Origin of the sequence: Saccharothrix tamanrassetensis (assembly GCF_014203665.1) — a bacterium.
GTDB classification, from domain to species: domain Bacteria; phylum Actinomycetota; class Actinomycetes; order Mycobacteriales; family Pseudonocardiaceae; genus Actinosynnema; species Actinosynnema tamanrassetense.
On sequence record NZ_JACHJN010000006.1, the window covers coordinates 231,257 to 250,793 of the forward strand.

The 19,537-nt window shown below is 69.7% G+C and carries 17 protein-coding genes and 2 tRNA genes; 7 read left to right on the forward strand and 12 right to left on the reverse strand.

What is annotated here, in order from left to right; all coding sequences use genetic code 11:
* Positions 1-42: 42 nt before the first annotated feature.
* Positions 43-1,062: a DUF2786 domain-containing protein gene (locus tag FHS29_RS20610; RefSeq protein ID WP_312865018.1), complete on the reverse strand. Its 1,020-nt coding sequence runs from the start codon at positions 1,060-1,062 to the stop codon at positions 43-45.
* 170 nt (positions 1,063-1,232) lie between these two features.
* Between FHS29_RS20610 and FHS29_RS20615 the strand changes: the two genes are divergently transcribed.
* Together FHS29_RS20615 and FHS29_RS20620 are read left to right on the forward strand one after the other, a co-directional pair.
* Positions 1,233-1,901: a hypothetical protein gene (locus tag FHS29_RS20615; protein WP_312865019.1), complete on the forward strand. Its 669-nt coding sequence runs from the start codon at positions 1,233-1,235 to the stop codon at positions 1,899-1,901.
* Between the two features lie 11 nt (positions 1,902-1,912).
* Positions 1,913-2,380, forward strand: a complete 468-nt coding sequence (locus FHS29_RS20620) for a hypothetical protein (protein ID WP_184692793.1) — start codon at positions 1,913-1,915, stop codon at positions 2,378-2,380.
* Here FHS29_RS20620 and FHS29_RS20625 read toward each other — a convergent pair.
* Together FHS29_RS20625 and FHS29_RS20630 are read right to left on the reverse strand one after the other, a co-directional pair.
* On the reverse strand, positions 2,358-3,416 hold the full coding sequence (locus FHS29_RS20625) for a hypothetical protein (protein WP_184692795.1): 1,059 nt from the start codon (positions 3,414-3,416) through the stop codon (positions 2,358-2,360). The two genes, FHS29_RS20620 and FHS29_RS20625, sit on opposite strands and share 23 nt — an antisense overlap.
* A 278-nt stretch (positions 3,417-3,694) precedes the next feature.
* Positions 3,695-3,767, reverse strand: a tRNA-Lys gene (locus FHS29_RS20630).
* Positions 3,768-4,149: 382 nt separating this feature from the next.
* Here FHS29_RS20630 and FHS29_RS20635 point away from each other — a divergent pair.
* Positions 4,150-5,193, forward strand: coding sequence for a L,D-transpeptidase (locus tag FHS29_RS20635; RefSeq protein WP_312865020.1), 1,044 nt, complete (start codon positions 4,150-4,152; stop codon positions 5,191-5,193).
* Here FHS29_RS20635 and FHS29_RS20640 read toward each other — a convergent pair whose 3' ends face one another.
* From FHS29_RS20640 to orn, 3 genes are all read right to left on the reverse strand, one after another.
* Entirely contained in the window at positions 5,194-6,822 is a 1,629-nt protein-coding gene (locus FHS29_RS20640; RefSeq protein WP_184692799.1) for an ABC-F family ATP-binding cassette domain-containing protein, read from the reverse strand.
* A 64-nt stretch (positions 6,823-6,886) separates the two neighbouring features.
* Positions 6,887-6,962: transfer RNA gene (locus FHS29_RS20645), tRNA-His, on the reverse strand.
* Positions 6,963-7,024: 62 nt separating this feature from the next.
* Positions 7,025-7,636, reverse strand: coding sequence for an oligoribonuclease (orn, locus tag FHS29_RS20650; RefSeq protein ID WP_184692801.1), 612 nt, complete (start codon positions 7,634-7,636; stop codon positions 7,025-7,027).
* Between the two features lie 83 nt (positions 7,637-7,719).
* Here orn and FHS29_RS20655 point away from each other — a divergent pair, with 83 nt between their 5' ends.
* Positions 7,720-9,234 (forward strand): helicase HerA-like domain-containing protein, encoded by a 1,515-nt coding sequence (locus FHS29_RS20655; RefSeq protein ID WP_184692802.1) that lies wholly within the window; start codon positions 7,720-7,722, stop codon positions 9,232-9,234.
* Between the two features lie 23 nt (positions 9,235-9,257).
* Positions 9,258-9,410, forward strand: coding sequence for a hypothetical protein (locus FHS29_RS20660; protein WP_184692804.1), 153 nt, complete (start codon positions 9,258-9,260; stop codon positions 9,408-9,410).
* Between the two features lie 32 nt (positions 9,411-9,442).
* Here FHS29_RS20660 and FHS29_RS20665 read toward each other — a convergent pair whose 3' ends face one another.
* A complete protein-coding gene (locus FHS29_RS20665; protein WP_312865021.1) occupies positions 9,443-10,738 on the reverse strand; it encodes an MFS transporter in 1,296 nt (431 codons plus the stop codon).
* 71 nt (positions 10,739-10,809) lie between these two features.
* On the opposite strand from FHS29_RS20665, the gene FHS29_RS20670 reads away from it, so the two are divergent.
* Positions 10,810-11,778 carry a GlxA family transcriptional regulator gene (locus FHS29_RS20670; protein WP_246440612.1) on the forward strand — a complete coding sequence of 323 codons (969 nt, stop codon included), beginning with the start codon at positions 10,810-10,812 and terminating at the stop codon, positions 11,776-11,778.
* Between the two features lie 36 nt (positions 11,779-11,814).
* Here the strand turns inward: FHS29_RS20670 and FHS29_RS20675 are convergent, their stop codons facing one another.
* From FHS29_RS20675 to FHS29_RS20695, 5 genes are all read right to left on the reverse strand, one after another.
* A complete protein-coding gene (locus FHS29_RS20675; protein WP_184692808.1) occupies positions 11,815-13,335 on the reverse strand; it encodes a PH domain-containing protein in 1,521 nt (506 codons plus the stop codon).
* On the reverse strand, positions 13,332-13,823 hold the full coding sequence (locus FHS29_RS20680) for a PH domain-containing protein (protein WP_312865022.1): 492 nt from the start codon (positions 13,821-13,823) through the stop codon (positions 13,332-13,334). Before FHS29_RS20680 ends, FHS29_RS20675 begins: the two co-directional genes overlap by 4 nt.
* Positions 13,824-14,527: 704 nt before the next feature.
* Positions 14,528-15,856: a helix-turn-helix transcriptional regulator gene (locus FHS29_RS20685; protein ID WP_184692812.1), complete on the reverse strand. Its 1,329-nt coding sequence runs from the start codon at positions 15,854-15,856 to the stop codon at positions 14,528-14,530.
* Positions 15,857-15,878: 22 nt separating this feature from the next.
* Positions 15,879-17,393 carry an AMP-binding protein gene (locus FHS29_RS20690; RefSeq protein ID WP_221456412.1) on the reverse strand — a complete coding sequence of 505 codons (1,515 nt, stop codon included), beginning with the start codon at positions 17,391-17,393 and terminating at the stop codon, positions 15,879-15,881.
* Between the two features lie 540 nt (positions 17,394-17,933).
* A complete protein-coding gene (locus FHS29_RS20695; RefSeq protein ID WP_184692816.1) occupies positions 17,934-18,137 on the reverse strand; it encodes a hypothetical protein in 204 nt (67 codons plus the stop codon).
* 171 nt (positions 18,138-18,308) lie between these two features.
* Here FHS29_RS20695 and FHS29_RS20700 point away from each other — a divergent pair, with 171 nt between their 5' ends.
* A complete protein-coding gene (locus tag FHS29_RS20700; RefSeq protein ID WP_184692818.1) occupies positions 18,309-19,514 on the forward strand; it encodes an NAD(P)/FAD-dependent oxidoreductase in 1,206 nt (401 codons plus the stop codon).
* Positions 19,515-19,537: the final 23 nt, after the last annotated feature.

The window sequence follows — 19,537 nt, forward strand, 5'->3', positions numbered from 1 at the left end:
CAGTTTCCGGAATCCGCAGGTCAGACCGGCTCCTGCGGGTGCCTACGGGCGGTCGACGTCCAGGTTGGCCTTGTCGGCCGCCGCACGACCGGCCTGCCAGCCCGCTTCGCTGCGGACCGGGGTGGATTTGGTGGTGGTCTTGGTGAAGAGGGCGGTGAACAGGGTGTCCACGTCGCGCTTTCGGGCGGCCAGGACCGGTAGCAGGCGGTCGTCCGGCGGGGGCGTGTTCGCGGTTTTCAGGCGCTCGCCGATGCGGTGGGCGTAGGAGAGCAGGAACGACTTCCGGTAGGCCAGTGAGCGGGCCTCGGAGCCTTTGCGTGCTCCCTCACCGGCCGCGACCATCGCTCGGGTGGCCTGGATGAGCAGCGACGCGGAGAGGAGCTCCACGATCTCCAGGTCCAGTTCCTCGCCCACCAGGGCCACGAAACCCAGGTCGTAGACGACGGCACGGCAGCGGTTGGCGTCGGCGACCACGTGCACCACGTGGGCTTTGCCGTCGAAGTAGCGCTTGTCCAGCCACAGCCGGCGGGAGGCGGTGGTGGGAGCCTCGGACGGCATGCGTTCCAGGGCGTGGCGGGTGACCAGTTCCTGCGCCTTCGCCGACAGGGCTTCGGCTTCGTCCGGGAACGGGGTCGACTCGGCCTTGGCCAGCAGCGAGCGCACGCGTTTGAGGATCTTCGGGTCGACGCTGTGGTGGGTGACGTCGGCCAACGGGGTTCCGGGGCGGGGGAGGATCGCGGGGAGGCCGGGGAGGGTGATCAGGACGGCCAGGAGCGCTACGACCACGGCGACGGCGTCGTCGGGCAGTTCGATGTGCCTGGTTGCCCACTGGGTGAGGTGGGGCTCCGACTCGTCCCACCAGCTGGTCGCGTCGATCTCGGCCAGCTGCTCGGTCCAGCGGGGGTGCAGCGACTTGTAGCGGGACGCGTTGCGGGCCAGTGCGTCCACGAGGAAGGAGAGAGCGCGCTCGTCTTCGTTGCGCTTCACGATCTCGTATACGTCGGCGGGTAGCCAGCCGTGGTCCCACAGGTGGTCCAGGGTCTCGTCCAGGACAGCGGCCACGGCACCGTCCACTTCGGTCGGGGATAGGCCGGCGATGCGTGGCAGTGGGGCACGGCGGTTGGCCGCGGCCCGTCGGATTGCCTCGCGCAGGGAGTCCACGATGGGTGATTCTCCCTCGTGGCACGGTGTCGCTGCGGCCGGTGGGGGTTGTGACGTGCCAGCCTCGCGCAGTGAGCCGGAAGACACAGCGTCCCAAGCAGCGGCCGATCATCGTGGTGCACCGTCCACTGGGGACGCCGCTGACTCCGGCGCAGCGACGTGTGGTCGACCGGTGCCGTGTGCTGCCGCAGCTGCTCGACCCGTTGGAGGCCGAGCTGACGGTGAGCAGCGCGGTGGCCGACGTCGCCACCGACGAGGAGTTCTGGGCGGGGATCATCGAGCACGCGGTGTCGTTGCCGAGTCGACGCAACGACCAGCTGTTGCGCGTGTTGGCGGCGATGCTCACCGGACGGCCACGGGAGTGGGCGGCGGGCGCGGTGGTCCCGATGGGGCCCGCGCTGACCGTTGGCGAGGCATGGATCTGCGACCGGTCGCTCGACGCCGGCTATCTGGCGCTGATCTGCGCTTACCGGTTCTCGGCGGAGCACGCGATGGTGTTCCTGATCGACGAGCTGGCCGGGGGGATCGTGCGCAGGGCGTTCGTGACGCGGGACGTGGACGTGGCGCGTCGACGGCTGGCCGAGCAGGGACCGTTGAACGGGATCGGGGCGGAGGCGGCGCACTGGCTGCTGGCCAGGTCCTATGAGCGGCTGGACCGCAATCCCGAGCTGCGGGTGGACGCCGACGTGCGGCGGACCCGACTGCTGGCCGGCCGGAGGATCGCGCTCGCCTTCGGGTGAGAATGGTCGGCGTGGAAGTCCTGGGCTGGTCCGGCGTGCACGTGCCGCGCGTGAAGGTGCTCGGGATCGAGGCGGACGCGGTGGTCCGGGTCGATCCGGCGGCGCACGACCTGCGTCGCGCGGCCGGCCAGGGCCCGGTGCTCGACCACGACGTGCTCTCGACCTGGGACTGGCCGGAGGCGCGGGACGTTCGTGCGCCCGAGGTCGTGCGGCTGGTGGGGATGGTGTGCGGTGGGCCGTCCTGGCGGCGGGCGCTGGGTGCGGCGGCACGGTTGGGGGCGTTCTGCGAGACGGCGATCACCGTGGAGGAAGTGACCGACGAGTGCCGCCTGGAATGCGCGTACTTCGGCGTGCACCTGCTGGTTGCGGGTCGACTGGTGCAGGAAGGACGACGTAGCCGGCCACCGCGCCGGACTCTGGACCGTTGGGTTGAGGAGTCGGTCTACGAGCGGCTGATCACGGACGGGATGCTTCGGTAGCGGCCGGCTGCCACACCTCGGTCCACGCGCCCAGGAAGCCGGGCGTGTGCCAGCCGGGGAGCTGGTGGCGCATCTCCAGGTGGTCGAACCCGGCGATCCTGCACCGTTCGAACCACGCTCGCCGCCGTTCGGCCGCTGCCAGCGGGAACAACTCGTCGCGGAGCAGGTGCAGCAGCTCGACGGAGTGCCTGAACGCCCTCTCCTGCAACGTTCGCGCGTCACGGATGGTGGCGAAGTGGTCCATCGTGCGGCCGCCGCAGGAGACGCATTCGCACGTCCACAGGTTGACGTGCTGCGGGCTGTGTTGGACGGCGGCGGCGATCTTGTCGACGCTCAGGTACGACATCAAGTGCGGAACGTACGCCGCCACGGCCGCCTTGCGCGCGAAGCTCGACGTCGGAATGGGGTACACGTGCCGCAGCGAGGTCGTGGTGCCGACAGCCGCCGCGTGAGCGCCGTGGCACAACGCCCCTACGGCGGACACGTCGGAACGCAACAGCACCACGGGGACTCCGCTGCCGATCAAGGCGAGCAGGCCGTGCACGACTTGTTGAACGGCCAGCGGGTCTGCGGCGTGTTCCAGGGCGATCGCCACCGGCACGTCCGCGAGGGTGATTTCGGACAGGAGTACTTCGCGGTCCTGCGGGGCTTTCAGCCAGTCGATGTGCAGGGGGAGCACGGCGAGCACGTCGTCGCCGAGGCGCATCGTTCGCCGCAGAATCGAGCGCAGGCCGTTCAGGTCACGGTGGTCGACGTAGCCCGAGTCGGTGAGCACCGGGCCGTCGAGCTTTCGTTGCCACGCGAGCCACGGCTTGGTGAACTCGGCGGTGGCGGGGGAACGGGCGCGGCCCGCGTAGCGAGCGGCGTCGTACAGGATCGGACCGGCGAACCCGGTGGCCCTCAGTTCCTCGCCACGGGCGAGCGCGTGGGGACCGGTGAGAACCAGGCCTTCCGCCAGTTCGGCCACGAGTGCGGCGTGGAGCGGAGCGCACTGGGTCAGCAGTGTGCCGTGCAACGCGGCGACGTGGCTCGACATCGACCCCCCGCTCGTTACGGTCCGGGTACCTTGAGCTTACCTTAAGTAATCGATGCAGGTAAGACGTTTGGTGGATGCTGCGCTGTGAAGGTCTGCGCGAAGCGCACCAGTCGTTCGGGTGCCCGTGTAGTGGTCTCCGGTGAGTGCCGCCGACAGCGGGTGCGCATTGGCTCGGAGTGATCCTGGAAACAGTCGTGCCACGCCATCGGTGGGCATTTCCGCACGGTGCGCGAAACGAAAAAACCAGGCCGGTGAAATCCGGCCTGGTTTCTGGGGAGTGCGCCGCCAGGGACTCGAACCCCGAACCCGCTGATTAAGAGTCAGCTGCTCTGCCAGTTGAGCTAGCGGCGCGTGTGGACTGTCTTGCTCCGTCCGACGTGGAGAACATTAGCACAGCGTCCTACGCGGCTCCCAATCGCCTGGTCAGGACCGGTGGGCGACGCTGTCCCAGGGGGAACTTCGCGTGGGTAACGATCCGGCATCTGGGGCAACATCGTCAACCCCCAGAGCGTCACCTTGTAGTGGGACGCCCAAACGGGTTTTGGGGTCTGGGGACGTGAAGCGGAGGACGGGGATGTCGGTCAGCCGGGGGGCGCGGGCAGCGCTGGGCATGGTTGCGGTCGGATTGGTCGCGGCATTGGTTACTGGTTGTTCGTCGGGTGGTGCTCCGGAGGGCACCGCCGCGGCGGCCGGCGCGGCGACCGGATCCACGAGCACGACGCCGCCCAAGCCGGTGACACTGAGCACCGGGCCCGCCGATCAGGCGGTGGACGTGCAGCCGGGGCTGCCGGTCGTGGCGACCGCGGCCGACGGCAAGATCACGCAGGTCGCGTTGACCAACGCGGATGGCAAGCCGGTCGCCGGGCAGGTGTCGCCGGACGGTCTCCAGTGGACCAACAGCGAACCGCTGGGCTACGCCAAGGCCTACACGCTCGCCGTCACGGCACAGGGCGCGGACGGCAAGCCGGTCATCAGGACGTCGTCCTTCACCACGGTCAAGCCGCGCACGCTGACGTTCCTGTCGGTCAACCCGATGGACGGCACCACGGTCGGCGTCGGGCAGCCGCTGGCGTTCTACTTCGACGAGCCGATCACCGACAAGGCCGCCGCCGAGGCGATGATCTCGATCACCACCGAGCCCAAGGTCGAAGGCGCCTTCTACTGGTTCGACGAGAAGCAGGTGCACTGGCGCCCGCAGAACTACTGGACGCCCGGCACGAAGATCACCATCAACGCCAAGATCTACGGCAAGCACCTCGGCAACGGCGTCTACGGCGAAGAGGACCGCGTGATCAACACCACCATCGGTGACGCGGTGATCCACGAGGCCGACGGCAGCACGCACCAGGTCGTCACCAAGATCAACGGTCAGGTCGCGCGCACCATGCCCACCTCCATGGGCAACGCGGCGAACCCCACCCCCACCGGCACCTACGTGCTGACGGAGAAGCACGACCACATGGTCATGGACTCCCGCACGTACGGCCTGGCGCTCGACGCCGGCGGCTACGTCACGCCGGTGGACTGGGCGACCCGGATGTCCAACAGCGGCATCTTCTTCCACAGCGCCCCGTGGTCCGTGGGCGACCAGGGGAACCGCAACGTCAGCCACGGTTGCCTGAACCTGTCCCCGGAGAACGCCAAGTGGGTCTTCGACCTCTCCAAGCCGGGCGACGTCGTGATCGTCACGAACTCCGGCGGACCGGTCCTGGAGGCCTGGGACGGGTTCGGCGACTGGCAGGTGCCCTGGGAGCAGTGGGTCAAGGGCAACCGCTGATCAGAGGTCTTCGACGCGACCCGCCGCCACCACCAGGCGGCGGGTCGTCCGCACCGTGTCGAGCATCCGCCGGTCGTGGGTGACCAGGAGCAGGGTGCCGGTGTAGGAGTCCAGGGCGGCTTCCAGCTGTTCGATGGCGGCCAGGTCCAGGTGGTTGGTGGGCTCGTCCAGCACCAGCAGGTTGACGCCCTTCGCCTGGAGCAGCGCCAGCGCCGCCCTGGTGCGTTCGCCGGGTGACAGCGACGCCGCCGGGCGCAGCACGTGGGCCGCCTTGAGGCCGAACTTGGCCAGCAGGGTGCGGATCTCGGCCGGGGGCAGGTCGGGCACGGCCTGGCCGAACGCGTCCAGCAGGCCGTCGTCGCCGAGGAACAGCCCACGCGCCTGGTCGATCTCGCCCACCACCACGCCGGGGCCCAGTGAGGACGTGCCGGAGGTCAGCCCGACCCGGCCGAGCATCGCGGCCAGCAGGGTGGACTTGCCCGCGCCGTTGGCCCCGGTGATGGCGACCCGGTCCGCCCAGTCGATCTGGAGGTCCACCGGTCCGAGGGTGAACGTCCCGTGCGTCACCACGGCGCCGCGCAGCACGGACACCACCGCACCGGCCCTGGGCGCCGCGGCGATTTCCATCCGCAGTTCCCATTCCTTGCGCGGTTCTTCGACCGCGTCGAGCCGTTCGATGAGGCGTTCGGTCTGCCGCGCCTTGGACGCCTGCTTCTCCGTCGCCTCGGTGCGGAACTTGCGGCCGGACTTGTCGTTGTCGGGTGCTTTGCGGCGGGCGTTCTTCACGCCCTTCTCCATCCACGCCCGTTGTGACCGGGCGCGTTCTTCCAACGCCGAACGGGTGTTGGCGTACTCCTCGTAGTCCTCTCGCGCGTGTCGGCGGGCGATTTCCCGTTCCTCCAGGTACGACTCGTAGCCGCCGCCGTAACCGCGCACCTGCTGCTGCGCCAGGTCCAGTTCCACCACCCTGGTCACGGTGCGGGCGAGGAACTCGCGGTCGTGGGAGACCAGCACGGTCCCGGCGCGCAGGCCGGTGACGAACGCCTCCAGCCGGGCCAGCCCGTCCAGGTCCAGGTCGTTGGTGGGCTCGTCGAGCAGGAAGATGTCGTAGCGGCTCAGCAGCAGGGACGCCATGCCCGCGCGGGCCGCCTGACCACCGGACAGCGACGTCATGGGCTGGTCCAGGCTGATCGTCAGGCCCAGGTCCGCCGCCACCTCGTCGGCCCGTTCGGGCAGGTCCGCGCCGCCCAGCGCGAGCCAGCGCTCCAACGCGTCGGAGTAGCCGTCGTCGGTGCCCGCGGCCAGCGCCTCGGTCGCCCGGTCGAGTTCGGCCTGCGCGGCGGCCACGCCGGTGCGGCGGGCCAGGAAGTCGCGCACGGTCTCGCCGGGGCGCCGTTCCGGCTCCTGCGGCAGGTGGCCGACGGTCGCGCTCACCGGGGAGAGGCGGATCACACCCTCCTCGGCCGGGATCAGCCCGGCGAGGGTGCGCAGCAGCGTGGACTTGCCCGCGCCGTTCACGCCGACCAGCCCGATCACATCGCCGGGCGCGACCACCAGGTCCAACCCGGAGAACAGCGCGCGGTCACCGTGGCCGGCCGCCAGGTCTTTCGCGACGAGTGTGGCGCTCACGGCAGAGAACTCCCCGAAGTCACGGAAAACGCCCCCTGACCGACGGGCCAAGGGGCGTTTCGCTTGGGGTGAGTGACGGGACTTGAACCCGCGACACCTGGGATCACAACCCAGTGCTCTGCCAGCTGAGCTACACCCACCAAGACCGGTCGACCCGGCGGCATGAAGCATACAGTGCCCTGCGCCGGGCCAGAAATCGACCCTATTTCTCCCGGTCAGCGGCCAGCAGCTCACTCGCCACGGCCTGCGCCTGCTCCGAGGACGGGCCGGGCTGCGGCACGAACGCGGTGCGCCGGTAGTAGGCCAGCTCCCGGATCGACTCGCGGATGTCGGCCAGTGCCCGGTGCGCCAGGCCCTTCTCCGGCTGCGCGTAGTAGATGCGCGGGTACCAGCGCCGGCACAGCTCCTTGATCGACGACACGTCGACCATCCGGTAGTGCAGGTGCGCGTCGAGCTCCGGCATGTCGCGCGCGATGAAACCCCGGTCGGTGGCGATCGAGTTGCCCGCCAGCGGCGCGGTGCGCGGGTCCGGCACCCATTCCTTGATGTAGGCCAGCACCTGGGCCTCGGCGTCGGCCAGCGTCACGGTGGACCGGCGCACCTCTTCGGTGAGGCCGGACTTGGCGTGCATCGCCATCACGACTTCCGGCATCGAGTCGAGCGCGGTGTCGTCGGCGTGGATCACCACGTCGACCCCCTCGCCGAGCACGTTCAGCTCCGCATCGGTCACCAACGCCGCGATCTCGATCAGGGCGTCCTTGCCCAAGTCGAGTCCGGTCATCTCGCAGTCGATCCACACCAAGCGATCCATCACCTGATCGAGCCTAGTCGTCCGATGGTCGGACTCCGGCAGCGCTTCGAGTGGCGGGTCCTTCCAATCTCATTACGCTCGGCGCAATGACGGCTCAGACCGATATCGCGGCCGGTTACGCGTCGGAGGGTCCGGCCATCGAACTCGGGGCCGTGCTGGTCGACGGCACGGTCGAACCCACCGCCCGGGTGCGGCTGCCGCTGGCCACGCTGAACCGGCACGGTCTGGTCGCCGGCGCGACGGGCACCGGCAAGACCAAGACGTTGCAGCTGATCGCGGAGCAGCTGTCGGCGGCGGGCGTGCCGGTCGTCATGGCGGACGTGAAGGGCGACCTGTCCGGCCTGTCGCAACCGGGCTCGGCGGACGAGCGGATCACCGCGCGGTCCACCGAGACCGGTGACGACTGGCGGCCCCGTGCCTGCCCGGTGCAGTTCCTGTCCCTGGGCACGGGCGGTGCGGGCGTGCCGGTGCGGGCGGCGATCACCAGCTTCGGGCCGGTCCTGCTGTCGAAAGTGCTGGGGCTCAACGACACGCAGGAGTCGACGCTCGGCCTGGTCTTCCACTGGGCGGACAGCCGCGGCCTGCCGTTGCTGGACACCAAGGACCTGCGGTCGGTGATCACCCACCTCACCGGTGACGAGGGCAAGGACGACCTGAAGGGACTGGGCGGGGTCTCGTCGGCGACGGCGGGAGTGATCCTGCGGTCGCTGGTGAACCTGGAGGCGCAGGGCGGCGACACGTTCTTCGGCGAACCCGAACTGGACCCGCGCGACCTGATGCGGTCGGTGGACGGCCAGGGCTTGGTGTCGTTGCTGGAACTGGCGGAGTTGCAGGCCCGTCCGGCGCTGTTCTCGACGTTCCTGATGTGGCTGCTGGCCGAGCTGTTCCAGGAACTGCCCGAGGAGGGCGACCTGGACAAGCCGAAGCTGGTGTTCTTCTTCGACGAGGCGCACCTGCTGTTCGCGGACGCGTCGAAGGCGTTCAAGGAGCAGATCACGCAGACCGTGAAGCTGATCCGGTCCAAGGGTGTCGGGGTGTTCTTCTGCACGCAGCTGCCGACGGACGTGCCGAACGAGGTGCTGTCGCAGCTCGGTGCACGGGTGCAGCACGCTCTGCGCGCGTTCACGCCGGAGGACCAGGCGGCGTTGGCGAAGACAGTGAAGACGTACCCGACTACGCCGCACTACGAGTTGGACAAGGCGTTGACGTCGCTGGGGACCGGCGAGGCGATCGTGACCGTGTTGAGCGAGAAGGGTGCGCCGACTCCCGTGGCCTGGACGCGGTTGCGCGCGCCGCGGTCCCTTATGGACACGATCGGTGTGGAGGCGATCAGGCAGGTGGCGGCCTCGTCCGAGCTGTACGGGAAGTACGCGGAGAGCATCGACCGTGAGTCGGCGTACGAGAAGCTGACCGCGAGGGTGGCGCCTCCTGCCGAGGAGCAGCAGGAGGCGCCTGCCCGTGCGACGGAGAGGGACGAGCCGGGCGTGGTGGAGAAGGTGTTGGGGAACTCGGCGGTGAAGTCGTTCCTCCGGTCAGCCGCGAGTGCTCTGGGGCGTGAGATCACCCGTGGGGTTTTCGGGACTGCCCGGAAGCGACGCTAGGCAATCCGAGTAGTTTCCAGGCTGTGGACGAGTTCGACGGGAAACCCCACTCCAGTTCGATGACGGCTGCCGCCGAGCGGTACGAGCAAGCCGGACATCGGGCGCTGGCCGCACTGGACGACGCCACCGATCGCGGCGGGCCGTCGTGGACGCGCGAGGAGTTGTACGAGAGGTGACTGTGTCCCTCCTGTCTGGGAGGACGGTTCGGTCAGCCGCGAGTGCTTTGGGGCGTGAGATCACCCGTGGGGTTTTCGGGACTGCCCGGAAGCGCCGTTGACTTGCGGATCCGCATGGACAGGAATGCGGCGCCGATGCTGAGCACCCCGGCCACGTACCAGGCGGGTGCGTAGTTGCCGAAGTGGTCGCGGGTGAGGCCGGCTGCCGTGGCGGCGACGGCCGCGCCCAGTTGGTGCGAGGCGAAGACCCAGCCGAAGACGACCGGCGCGGACAAGCCGAACACCTCGCGGCACAGGGCGACCGTCGGTGGGACCGTGGCGACCCAGTCCAGGCCGTAGAAGATGATGAACACCAGCATGCTGGGTTGCACCGAGTCCTGGAACAGCTGCGGCAGGACCAGCAGGGACGCGCCGCGCAGCACGTAGTAGGCGGCCAGCAGGATGCGCGAGTCGACGCGGTCGGTGAGCCAGCCGGACAGCACCGTGCCGACGATGTCGAACACGCCGACCAGGGCGAGCAGACCGGCGGCCGTGGTGGTCGGCATCCCGTGGTCGTGCGCGGCGGGGATGAAGTGGGTGCCGACCAGTCCGTTGGTGGTGGCGCCGCAGATCGCGAAACCGCCCGCCAGGAACCAGAACGGGCCGGTGCGCGCCGCGCTCGTGAGCGCGGTGATGGCACGACGGGCGGCTCCGGAGGTGGCCGTGGCCGTGGGTCGGGGCACGATCTCGTCGCCGCCGTGGGGCGGGATGCCCAGGTCGGCCGGGTACTCGCGGAGGAACAGCAGGACCAGCGGCACGACCGCCAACGCCGCGACGGAGACCAGGATCGACGCCGAGCGCCACCCCGACGACTCCGCCAGCAACGCCACCACCGGCAGGAACACCAGCTGGCCGGTGGCACCCCCGGCGGTGAGCACGCCGGTCACCAGGCCCCGGTTCTTGACGAACCACCGGCCGGTGATGGTGGCCACGAACGCCAGCGCCATCGACCCGGTGCCCAGCCCGACCAGCACGCCCCAGAACAGCACCAGCTGCCAGCTGGTGGTCATGAACACGGTCAGGCCGCTGCCCACCGCGACCAGGGTCAGCGCGAACGACACGACCTTGCGCACGCCGAACCGCTCCATCAGCGCGGCGGCGAACGGCGCGGTCAGGCCGAACAGCACCAGGTTCACCGACACGGCCAGCCCGATGGTCGCGGTGGACCAGCCGAACTCCTCCTGCAGCGGTTCGATCAGCGCGCCGGGCGTCGCCCGGAACGCGGCCGCCCCGATGAGCGCGATGAAGCTGACGCCCGCGACCGCCCATGCCCAGTTGCTTCGATTCACGTCAGGGAGCGTGCTCGATCGGCGATCGACGAACCAGTGGCCTGACGGCCATCATGTGCAAGAATCCGGCCATGACGCATGAGGTGGCCGTGCTGGCGCTGGACGAGGTGGTCGCCTTCGACCTGGGCACCCCGCCGCAGATCTTCAACGCCGCCCGCGACGACCACGACGTGCGCTACTACCGGGTGCGCGTCTGCACGCCCGGTGGTCGTCCGGTGCGCACCGCCGCCCAGTACTCCGTCGTCCCCGACCACGGCCTGGAGCTGATGGCCGAGGCGGACACGGTGATCGTGTCCGGTGTGCACTACGGCGCGCAGGTGCTGGAGGACGGCACCATCGACGACGACGTGCGGGACGCGCTGTGTGCGGCTGCCGCAAGGGGTGCGCGGGTGATGTCCATCTGCACGGGCGCGTTCGTGTTGGCCGCGGCGGGTCTGCTGGACGGTCGCAAGGCCACTACGCACTGGATGCACGCGGACAACTTCCGGCGGCTGTTCCCGCACATCGAGTTGGACCCCGACGTGCTGTTCATGGACGAGGGCGACGTGCTCACGTCGGCGGGCGTCGGCGCGGGCATCGACCTGTGCCTGCACCTCGTGCGCAACGACCACGGTTCGGAGGTCGCCAACAGCGCCGCACGGCGGTGCGTGGTGCCGCCTTGGCGTCCGGGCGGGCAGTCGCAGTTCATCGTGCGGCCCGTGCCCGATGTCGCCGACACGTCCACCGCTCCCGCCCGCGCCTATGCGTTGGAGAACCTGCACGAGCCGTTGGATCTGCGGGCGCTGGCCGGGTACGTGCGGATGAGCGTGCGGACGTTCACCCGGCGGTTCCGGGAGGAGACCGGCGTGAGCCCCGGCAAGTGGATCACCCAGCAACGCGTCGAACGGGCCCGCCACCTGCTGGAGACCACGGACCTGGCGATCGACCAGGTGGCCACGCACTCCGGCTTCGGGACCGGGGCGGCGTTGCGGCAGCAGATGGGCGCACTGCTGGGCGTCGCACCGAGCGTGTACCGGACGACGTTCCGCTCGGCGGGCTGACCGAGCCCTTTCAACGATTCGAGCCTGCTCGACCGGTCAGGGCTGCGGGTAGGTCTCAACCGCGTTCGAACCAACCCGCTCCAAGAACGGCCGCAGCAGTTCCGGCACGGTCTCGTCGGCCAGCGCCAGGCCGTCGCCTTCCGCCACGTCGACCACGTGATAGGCGCCGTCGCCCGCAGCAGTCGTCGCGGAGATCGTCACCAACCCCGAGCGGCGCTGGAAGAACGACCGCGAGATCCGCCAGCCGATGACCCCTGTGCGTTGCAGCGCAACGGTTTCCCGCACCACCGACCCCTGCCGTGCCACCAGGTACCGGTCGGTCAGCACGTGTCCCAACGACCGGTACCGGTCCCACCCCAGCAACGCCGCGAACGGCACCAGTGCCAACGCCACCTGCCAGGTCCAGGCAGGCGCGAACCACGCCAGCACCCCCGAAAGCACCAGCACCGGCACGACCGCGCGCACCATCCGCCGCCGCAGAGCCGCGACCGGGTGCCGGTGCAGCGGGGTCGAAGTCGGCGACGGCTCCAGCCGCAGCACCTCGGCCGACACCCGGTGCGCCTCCACGATCGGCGCGGGCGGCAACAACAGGTTGCTCTCGCCCTTGCGGCCCAACCCGGTCGTCACGGTCTTGGCGTGCGCGCCCCGCCCGGCACGCAGCAGCAGCGGCTCCTCCACCTCCACGCCGCGGAGTCGTTGCTCGGCAACGGAAACCGAGCGGGTCGTCAGCAGGCCGCGGCGCACCCGAACGGTGTCGTCGGGCTCGCGGGTCAGCTGGTAGCCCCCGAACTGCACGATGTACACCAGCACGGACCCGAACCCGGCGATCACCAGCACCACGCCCGCGAACAGCGACAGGGTCAGCCAGAGCGGCTGCGCCACCACCCAGTGCGCGGCATCCGTGAGCGGGCCGAGGACTTCGAGTTCCAGTTCCCGCGCGTAGTTCATGGTCAGGCCGAACAGCGCACCGACCGCGACCAGCCCGGACAGCGTCAGCGGCGCGTACCGCAGCCACCGCTTGTCCAGTGTGGACAACACCACACTCGGCCGTTCCTCCGCCGGCTCGACGCTTTCCGGCACGGCCAGCGTCAGCAGCAGCACCCGCAGCCGTTCCGCCTCGGTCGACGACACCGCGTCCAGCGTCAGCCCGTCCTCGCCCGGCTGGTCGCGCTGCCCGGTGCCCACCCGGATCGCGGACAGCCCGAACAGCCGGTGCCCGAGCTTCGCGGTCAGGTCGACGGTCCGGATCCGTTCCCGCGGCACCGCCAACCGCTTACGCACGAACAGCCCGGTGTGCATCTCGACCTGCTCGGCGGTGATCCGATACCTGGTGGTCACCCAGCGCAGCAGTCCGAACAGCACGATCGCGACGATCATCCCGACGCTGAGCAGGATCCGCCACGTCTCGCCCTTGCCCAGCACCAGCAGGCCGATGAACACCGGGACCAGACCGAGGACCTCGTTCAGCGGACGCACGATCAGCATCCGCACGTCCAACCGGTGCCAGTCGACGACCGGCTCGCTGAACTCGGGGGCGGCGGGCAGGTCCGCGGTCATGTCGCGTCACCCGGCGTGGCCTGGGTGGTGGTGGTCAGCTCGTCGGCCAGCCGCACCGCGTCGTCGTGGTCCAGGCCTTCGATGAGCACCGGGCCGGCCGCCGAGGCCGTCGTCACGGTCACCGTCGACAAGCCCAGCACCTGCTGCAACGGCCCCCGCTTGGTGTCGACGGTCTGGATCCGGGACACCGGGGCGATGCGCCACTCCTGGTTCAGCCAGCCCGCCAGCGTGTACACGGCGTCCGGCGTGGCCTCCCAGCGGTGCACCCGGTACCGCCAGCGCGGCATGACCACGGTGTGCGCGGTGCCGACCGCCAGGGTGGCCACGGCCACACCGATCTGCCACGGCGTGCGGCTGAACAGCAGGACGACCAGCTGCGGCACCAGCAGCACCGCCCAGCCGATCACCGCGTGCAACGTCCAGAGGGTGATCGACTTGCGGCTCACCCGGTGCCTAGGCGCACGCAGGCGCAACTGATCGGTGCTCACGACGTCCACTGTGCCCCAAGGCCGGGCCCGCGGTGACGCGAGCCCGGCCTTGGGGAGGTGTCTTACGGGTGGACGTAAGGTGGCGTGAAGATTTCCTGAACGGTGCACTCGGCCGGAGCCTCCGCGCTCGCGGGCGCTGCGAGGACGGCGCCGAGACCGGCGCAGAGGGCCACCACGGCGAAGATCCTGCGGATCGCGTTCACAACCATCGTCAAGCTCCGTTCGATTGGTAGCGGCCTGGGGGGAGGACGATGACCGCGGTCATCGGCGCCGGCCGGCAGGGCCCGCGCGGGGTTCGGCGCTCGGTTGCGCGCGGCACGCCGGCGGCGCGGCGGACTGCCGGCCGGTCCCGTGGAGTCGGCGGGCTGCGTGTCGCGGCTGCGTGAACCTGGGGCGCTCCTGGCGGCCGGCCGGCCACGTGCGGACCGGGTGCGGCGCGTCGTCAACGCGGCGCCGTACGGGCGCGACGGTGCCCGAGCGTCGCACTGATCGCGGGCTGTGCCCACCGACCACCCGCATCGCACTACCGCCGCTTCGCCAGGGGACGCAGGGAGAAGCGTCCAAGCGGAGCATGACACACAGGTGTCATCCGGCTCATCACCCAGTTCTGTCGCAGCGGAATAGGCAAAACCCCCAAGCGGGACGCTCCGGTTGTCGTGAACATCCCACCGCTCGTGGTAACGAGCGACGGGTGCTCCGGATGCTCAGTCGAGCGGAGAGGGCTCCTCGACCAGGTCCATCCACCACACGGCGGCACCCGCGCGATCCCGGACGCCGATCGTCCGGTAGATCCGTTGCAGGTGGTTCTGCACGGTCTTCGGGGACAGCCCCAGCTCCTCGGCGATGGCACTGGTGCTCGCACCGCCCGCCACCCGCCGCAGCACCTCGATGCCGCGCTTGGTCAGACCCGCGCCCAACGCCCGCGCGATCCGCCGGTTGACCTGCTCGGCGGTCGACGTGGTCCGCAGCGGCTCGTGCCGTTGCACGCGGACCACGGTGTTCTCCCGCCGGGGCTCGAACCGGTGGTGCGCCAGTTGTTCCACCAGCCGTGCCGACAGGTCGTGCTCCCGCATCCGCAGCAGGTCACGGCCTTCCTGGAGTTCCCACAGCCGGTACTGCTCCAGTTGCGAACGGGCGTGCCGCAGGGCCACGTCGAGCTTCCCGGCCCGTTCGTGGGCGACGCTCAGCGCACCGTGCGCCCGCACGGCCACCTCCCGTGCCAGACACCCCATGGCCAGCTCGGCGGCCTGCGTGAGCTGCCTGACCTGGTCGTTGAACCGGCCGCGTGCGCCGTTCACCCGGGCTCGCGCCATCAGCAGCTCGGCCCGCAGCACCGGCCGGTCCTTCCCGGCCAGCAGCTGGTCGGCCCGCTGGCACGAACGCAGCGCCCGGTCCATCTCGCCCAGGTCCAGCCGCACGTGCGCGAGCAGCAGGTTCACCCGCGCCATCCGCACCGGCTCGTCCAGGCTCTTCCACTTGTCCCGCACCTGCGCGCACAACGCTTCGGCCCGCCGCAGCTTCCGCACGCACGGCTCGCCGTCCGGGCTGCACCGCGTCGCGTCCGAACGGACCATGCAGTGCTCGTGGTACTGCGTGCGCATCAACTTGGCCTGCTCGAACAGGATCGAGCCGACCAGTTCGTGGTCGGCGGTCAGCTCGGCCAGCCCCAGCGCGCGGGACAGCGAGTGCAGCGACCGCTCCCGCGAGTCCAGCCGCAGCTCCACCACGGCCTGCGAGAAGCTGCACCACGCCTGGAGCAGCACGTGCCGGTTCGCCGAGGCGATCTGCTGCACCCGGTCGATGGTGTCCAGCGCGCCGGGAAGCAGGCCGCGCTTGCCCAACGCGACCGACTGGGCCAGCACGCTCTGCGCCACGCCTTCCGCGTCGTCCAGCCAGGAGAACGCCGCGACGGCCTTCTCGGCGAACTCCAGCGCGTCACCGGGGCGCCCCTCGTCCAGTGCCATCCGCGCCTCGCGCAGGTTGGTCACCGCGTTGGCGCGTGGGTCGGCCGCTCGCTGAACGGGAATCGTCATCAGGCCTCCGGGCGCAGGATACTCACCGCAGGTCGCGCTTGAGCACCTTTCCCGTGGCATTGCGCGGAAGAGCGTCGAGGAAGACCACTTCACGCGGAACCGAGAACTTGGCCAGGTTGGCCCGCACGTGGTCGCGCACGGTGTCCTCGTCCAAGGTGCCGGGCTCCTCGCAGACGACGTAGGCGGCGAGCCGTTGCCCGAACCGCTCGTCCGGCACACCGACCACCGCCACCTCCCGTACGCCGGGCAGCCCTGCCAGCAGGTCTTCCACCTCGCGCGGGTAGACGTTCTCGCCGCCGGAGACGATCATCTCGTCGTCCCGCCCGACCACGAACAACAGTCCGGAACCGTTCCGGTACCCCACGTCACCGGTGGCCATCAGCCCGTCTTGGACTTCTTTGTCGCTCCCGTTGGTGTAGCCGTCGAACAACATCTCGTTGGTGACGAAGATCCGACCCGTCACACCCTCCGGCACCGGCCGGCCCCGCTCGTCCAGGATCTCCACCCGAGTGCCGTGCGGCGGCATCCCGGCGGTGTCCGGGTGCTGTTCGAGCTCAGCCGGTCGCGCGATGCTGACCCACGACACTTCCGTTGAGCCGTAGAGGTTGTAGAGCACCGGTCCGAAGTCCTGGAGACAACGGCGGGCCACCGGTGGCGGCAACGCCGATCCACTCGACACGATCACCCGCAGGTTCGGCAGGTGCGGGCGCCCGGTCGTCTCCAGGAGCCGTTGCAGCATCAGGGGAACGACGAACAACGCGGTGCTGCCGTGCCGCCCGGCGTCCGCCAACGTCGAGACCGGGTCGAACTTCCGCCGCAGCACGAACGTCGCGCCCAGCACCAACCCGATCTGGAAGGCCGCCAAACCCCAGGCGTGGAACAACGGTGCAGGCACGGAGAACCGATCGCCGGCCTTCAACGGGATCCGCGACAACAACGCAGCCGCCGGCGTCAAACTGGCCGGCTCCGGCCTCGTCGCCCCCTTGGGTGCGCCAGTGGTCCCCGACGTCAACACGACCATCCGCCCACGCGGGGGCCTGTTCGGCAATGGCGTATCCGGAGCCCCGGCGATCAACTCCTCCAACGTCTTACTCTTCGTGGCCCCGTCCACCCAGGCCATGACCCGCCGCACCTTGCGCGGCGCGTTCGTCAACAGCGGACGGAACTCGGTGTCCGCCACCACGAGGGAAACGTCCTGCTCCCGCAACACAACCGCGACCTGGCCGGCACTCAACCCGGTGTTGAGCAACACGATGTGCGCACCCAACTTCACACAGGCCGCAACGGTTTCCACGAACCCCCGGTGGTTGCGGCACAACACCGCAACCTTCCCGCCCGCCCCCACACCCAAGTCACGCAAACCGTGCGCCAGCCGCGTAGTGCGTTCGTCGACTTCCTTGTAGGTCAACGACCCCAGGTCGTCGACCACCGCCGGTCGATCAGGGTGTCGAACAGCGCCGATCGCGAACCCCGACGCGACAGTGAGGTCCCACCTCAGGTACGCGTCGAGCACCCCCAGTAACTTCCCCGGTCCCATCGGCCGGACAACCCCGGCCCTGACCAGCGTCACCACCGCGCGCACCGCCCGGCTCACCGAACGGCTCGCAGCACCGGCCGCGTGACACCCGAAGCGACGGAGACCCCCGCCAGTGACGAAGTAGGTACTCACAACCCCGATACTGACACTACCTACCCGCGAGTAGGAAGCCTGATCTCAAAATCAGCCTCAAGCTTCCGCGCACCCTCCCTCGCCGCTCGGCCACGCGCCAGCGCACACCCCTGCCCCTGCGTGTCATCCCCGTATGGCCTGCGCGCCAGCGAACCGCATGTGTCAAGGGCAGATCGGACACGCGACCACCGCACACGCCTCACGATCTGCCCTTGACGCATGTGGTTGTCTTTGACCAGGCCATACGGGGATGGCACGCAGACCCGCACCTCAAAGCTCGAAGAGCTTCAAGGGGATCCTTGGCGGCCTGCCCGTCCGGCGAGGACGCCTTTGGTCCTTCACCCACGACTCACTACTCCGGCAACTCGATGCCACCAGGCCGCACCCGGGCACCGCAGCCACCCACGATCAGCTCTCCGGCATCCCCGAAGCGTTCACCACCGCATCACGCAGGGCGGCCCGCAGCCGCCCCACCTCCAACGGCGTCAGCACAGCGGCCTCACCCGGCGGCACCGTGACCACCACGTGCCCCTGGCTGACGAACACGGTCATGTCACGGCGACGGGATGCGATGTCGCGACAGGAGACCTGCCACTCCTTGCCTGTACCCACGGCCCCGAACCTCCAGCTGTCTCGACACGGGTGCTCGGACCAATCCGGGCGCTCGCGGAGATGAGACGCACGCGGGTTGGTGCCATGACGGGAATTCCCGACGGGCGACCGTGCCGAGCTGCCGATAGCGTCGCATGTAGTCATCACTCCAGTCACCTGGGAGGGTGAAAAATGGCTGAACCGCAACGGATCGTGATAATCGGTTCGGGCCTCGCCGGGGCCTCCGCGGCGGGCTCGTTGCGGGAACAGGGTTACGACAATGAGCTCATCCTCTTCGGCAGGGAGGCCCACCAGCCCTACGAACTGCCCGCACTGTCCAAGGATGTGCTGCTCGGGAACACCGATGAGCCGAACCGCGTGCACGAGGCGGACTTCTACGAAGCGCACCGCGTCGACCTCCGCCTCGGAACCGAGATCACCGAGATCCGGGCAAGCGAACGGGCGATCGTCGACTCGGATGGAGTAACGCATTCGTACGATCGGTTGGTCCTCGCCACCGGCTCGACGCCGCGCACCCTGCCCGTCCCGAACGCAGACCTCCCAGGTCTGCGCACACTGCGCACCATCGAGGACTCGCTGAGCCTCCGCGAGTCCCTCACCGCCGACGCCCGCGTCGTGATCGTCGGCGCAGGCTGGATCGGCTGCGAGGTCGCCGCCGCCGCACGCAGGCACGGCTCGGACGTCACCGTCGTGGACCCGGTCGACCTCCCCCTCAGGCGGGTCCTCGGCCCGACGATCGGCGCGGTCTTCCGCGACCTGCACGCCGACCACGGCGTTCACTGGCGACTCGGCATCGGCGTGGACGGCTTCACCCCGAACGGCGTCCGACTCGCCGACGGATCCGAGGTCCGCGGTGACGTGGTCGTCCTCGGCGTCGGCGCCAAACCCAACACCGACCTCGCCGAGAAAGCCGGCCTGACCCTCGCCGAAGGCGGCGTTGCGGTGGACGCGGCCCTGCGCACCTCGTCACCCGACATCTGCGCCATCGGCGACATCGCCGCCCACGACCACCCGCGCTACGGCCGCCGGGTCCGCGTCGAGCACTGGGCGAACGCCAAGGACCAGGGCGCGCACGTGGCCGGCACCATCCTCGGCCGGAGCGAGGCCTACACCGGCGCCCCGTACTTCTTCTCCGACCAGTACGACCTGGGCATGGAGTACCGGGGCCTCGCTGACGCCGAACACGACCGGCTCGTCGTCCGGGGATCCCTCGAAGATCGCGACTTCACCGCGTTCTGGCTGCGCGATGGGCGCCTGCGGGCAGCCATGAACGTCAACCAGTGGGATGACGGCGTAGCGCTGCAAGCCCTGGTGGACTCCCACGCAGCCGTCTCACCGGACCAGCTCAGGACGGCCACCCTCGCAGACCTGGTCTGATCCCGAGCCTCGGCACTCCAGGC

What these genes read in the sequence shown, in the direction of transcription:
- FHS29_RS20625 (WP_184692795.1), bottom strand. Translation starts at nt 3,416, where the DNA reads ATGTCGAGCCACGTCGCCGCGTTGCACGGCACACTGCTGACCCAGTGC.
- FHS29_RS20655 (WP_184692802.1), top strand. Translation starts at nt 7,720, where the DNA reads ATGACGGCTCAGACCGATATCGCGGCCGGTTACGCGTCGGAGGGTCCG.
- FHS29_RS20670 (WP_246440612.1), top strand. Translation starts at nt 10,810, where the DNA reads ATGACGCATGAGGTGGCCGTGCTGGCGCTGGACGAGGTGGTCGCCTTC.
- FHS29_RS20675 (WP_184692808.1), bottom strand. Translation starts at nt 13,335, where the DNA reads ATGACCGCGGACCTGCCCGCCGCCCCCGAGTTCAGCGAGCCGGTCGTC.
- FHS29_RS20685 (WP_184692812.1), bottom strand. Translation starts at nt 15,856, where the DNA reads ATGACGATTCCCGTTCAGCGAGCGGCCGACCCACGCGCCAACGCGGTG.
- FHS29_RS20690 (WP_221456412.1), bottom strand. Translation starts at nt 17,393, where the DNA reads ATGGGACCGGGGAAGTTACTGGGGGTGCTCGACGCGTACCTGAGGTGG.
- FHS29_RS20700 (WP_184692818.1), top strand. Translation starts at nt 18,309, where the DNA reads ATGGCTGAACCGCAACGGATCGTGATAATCGGTTCGGGCCTCGCCGGG.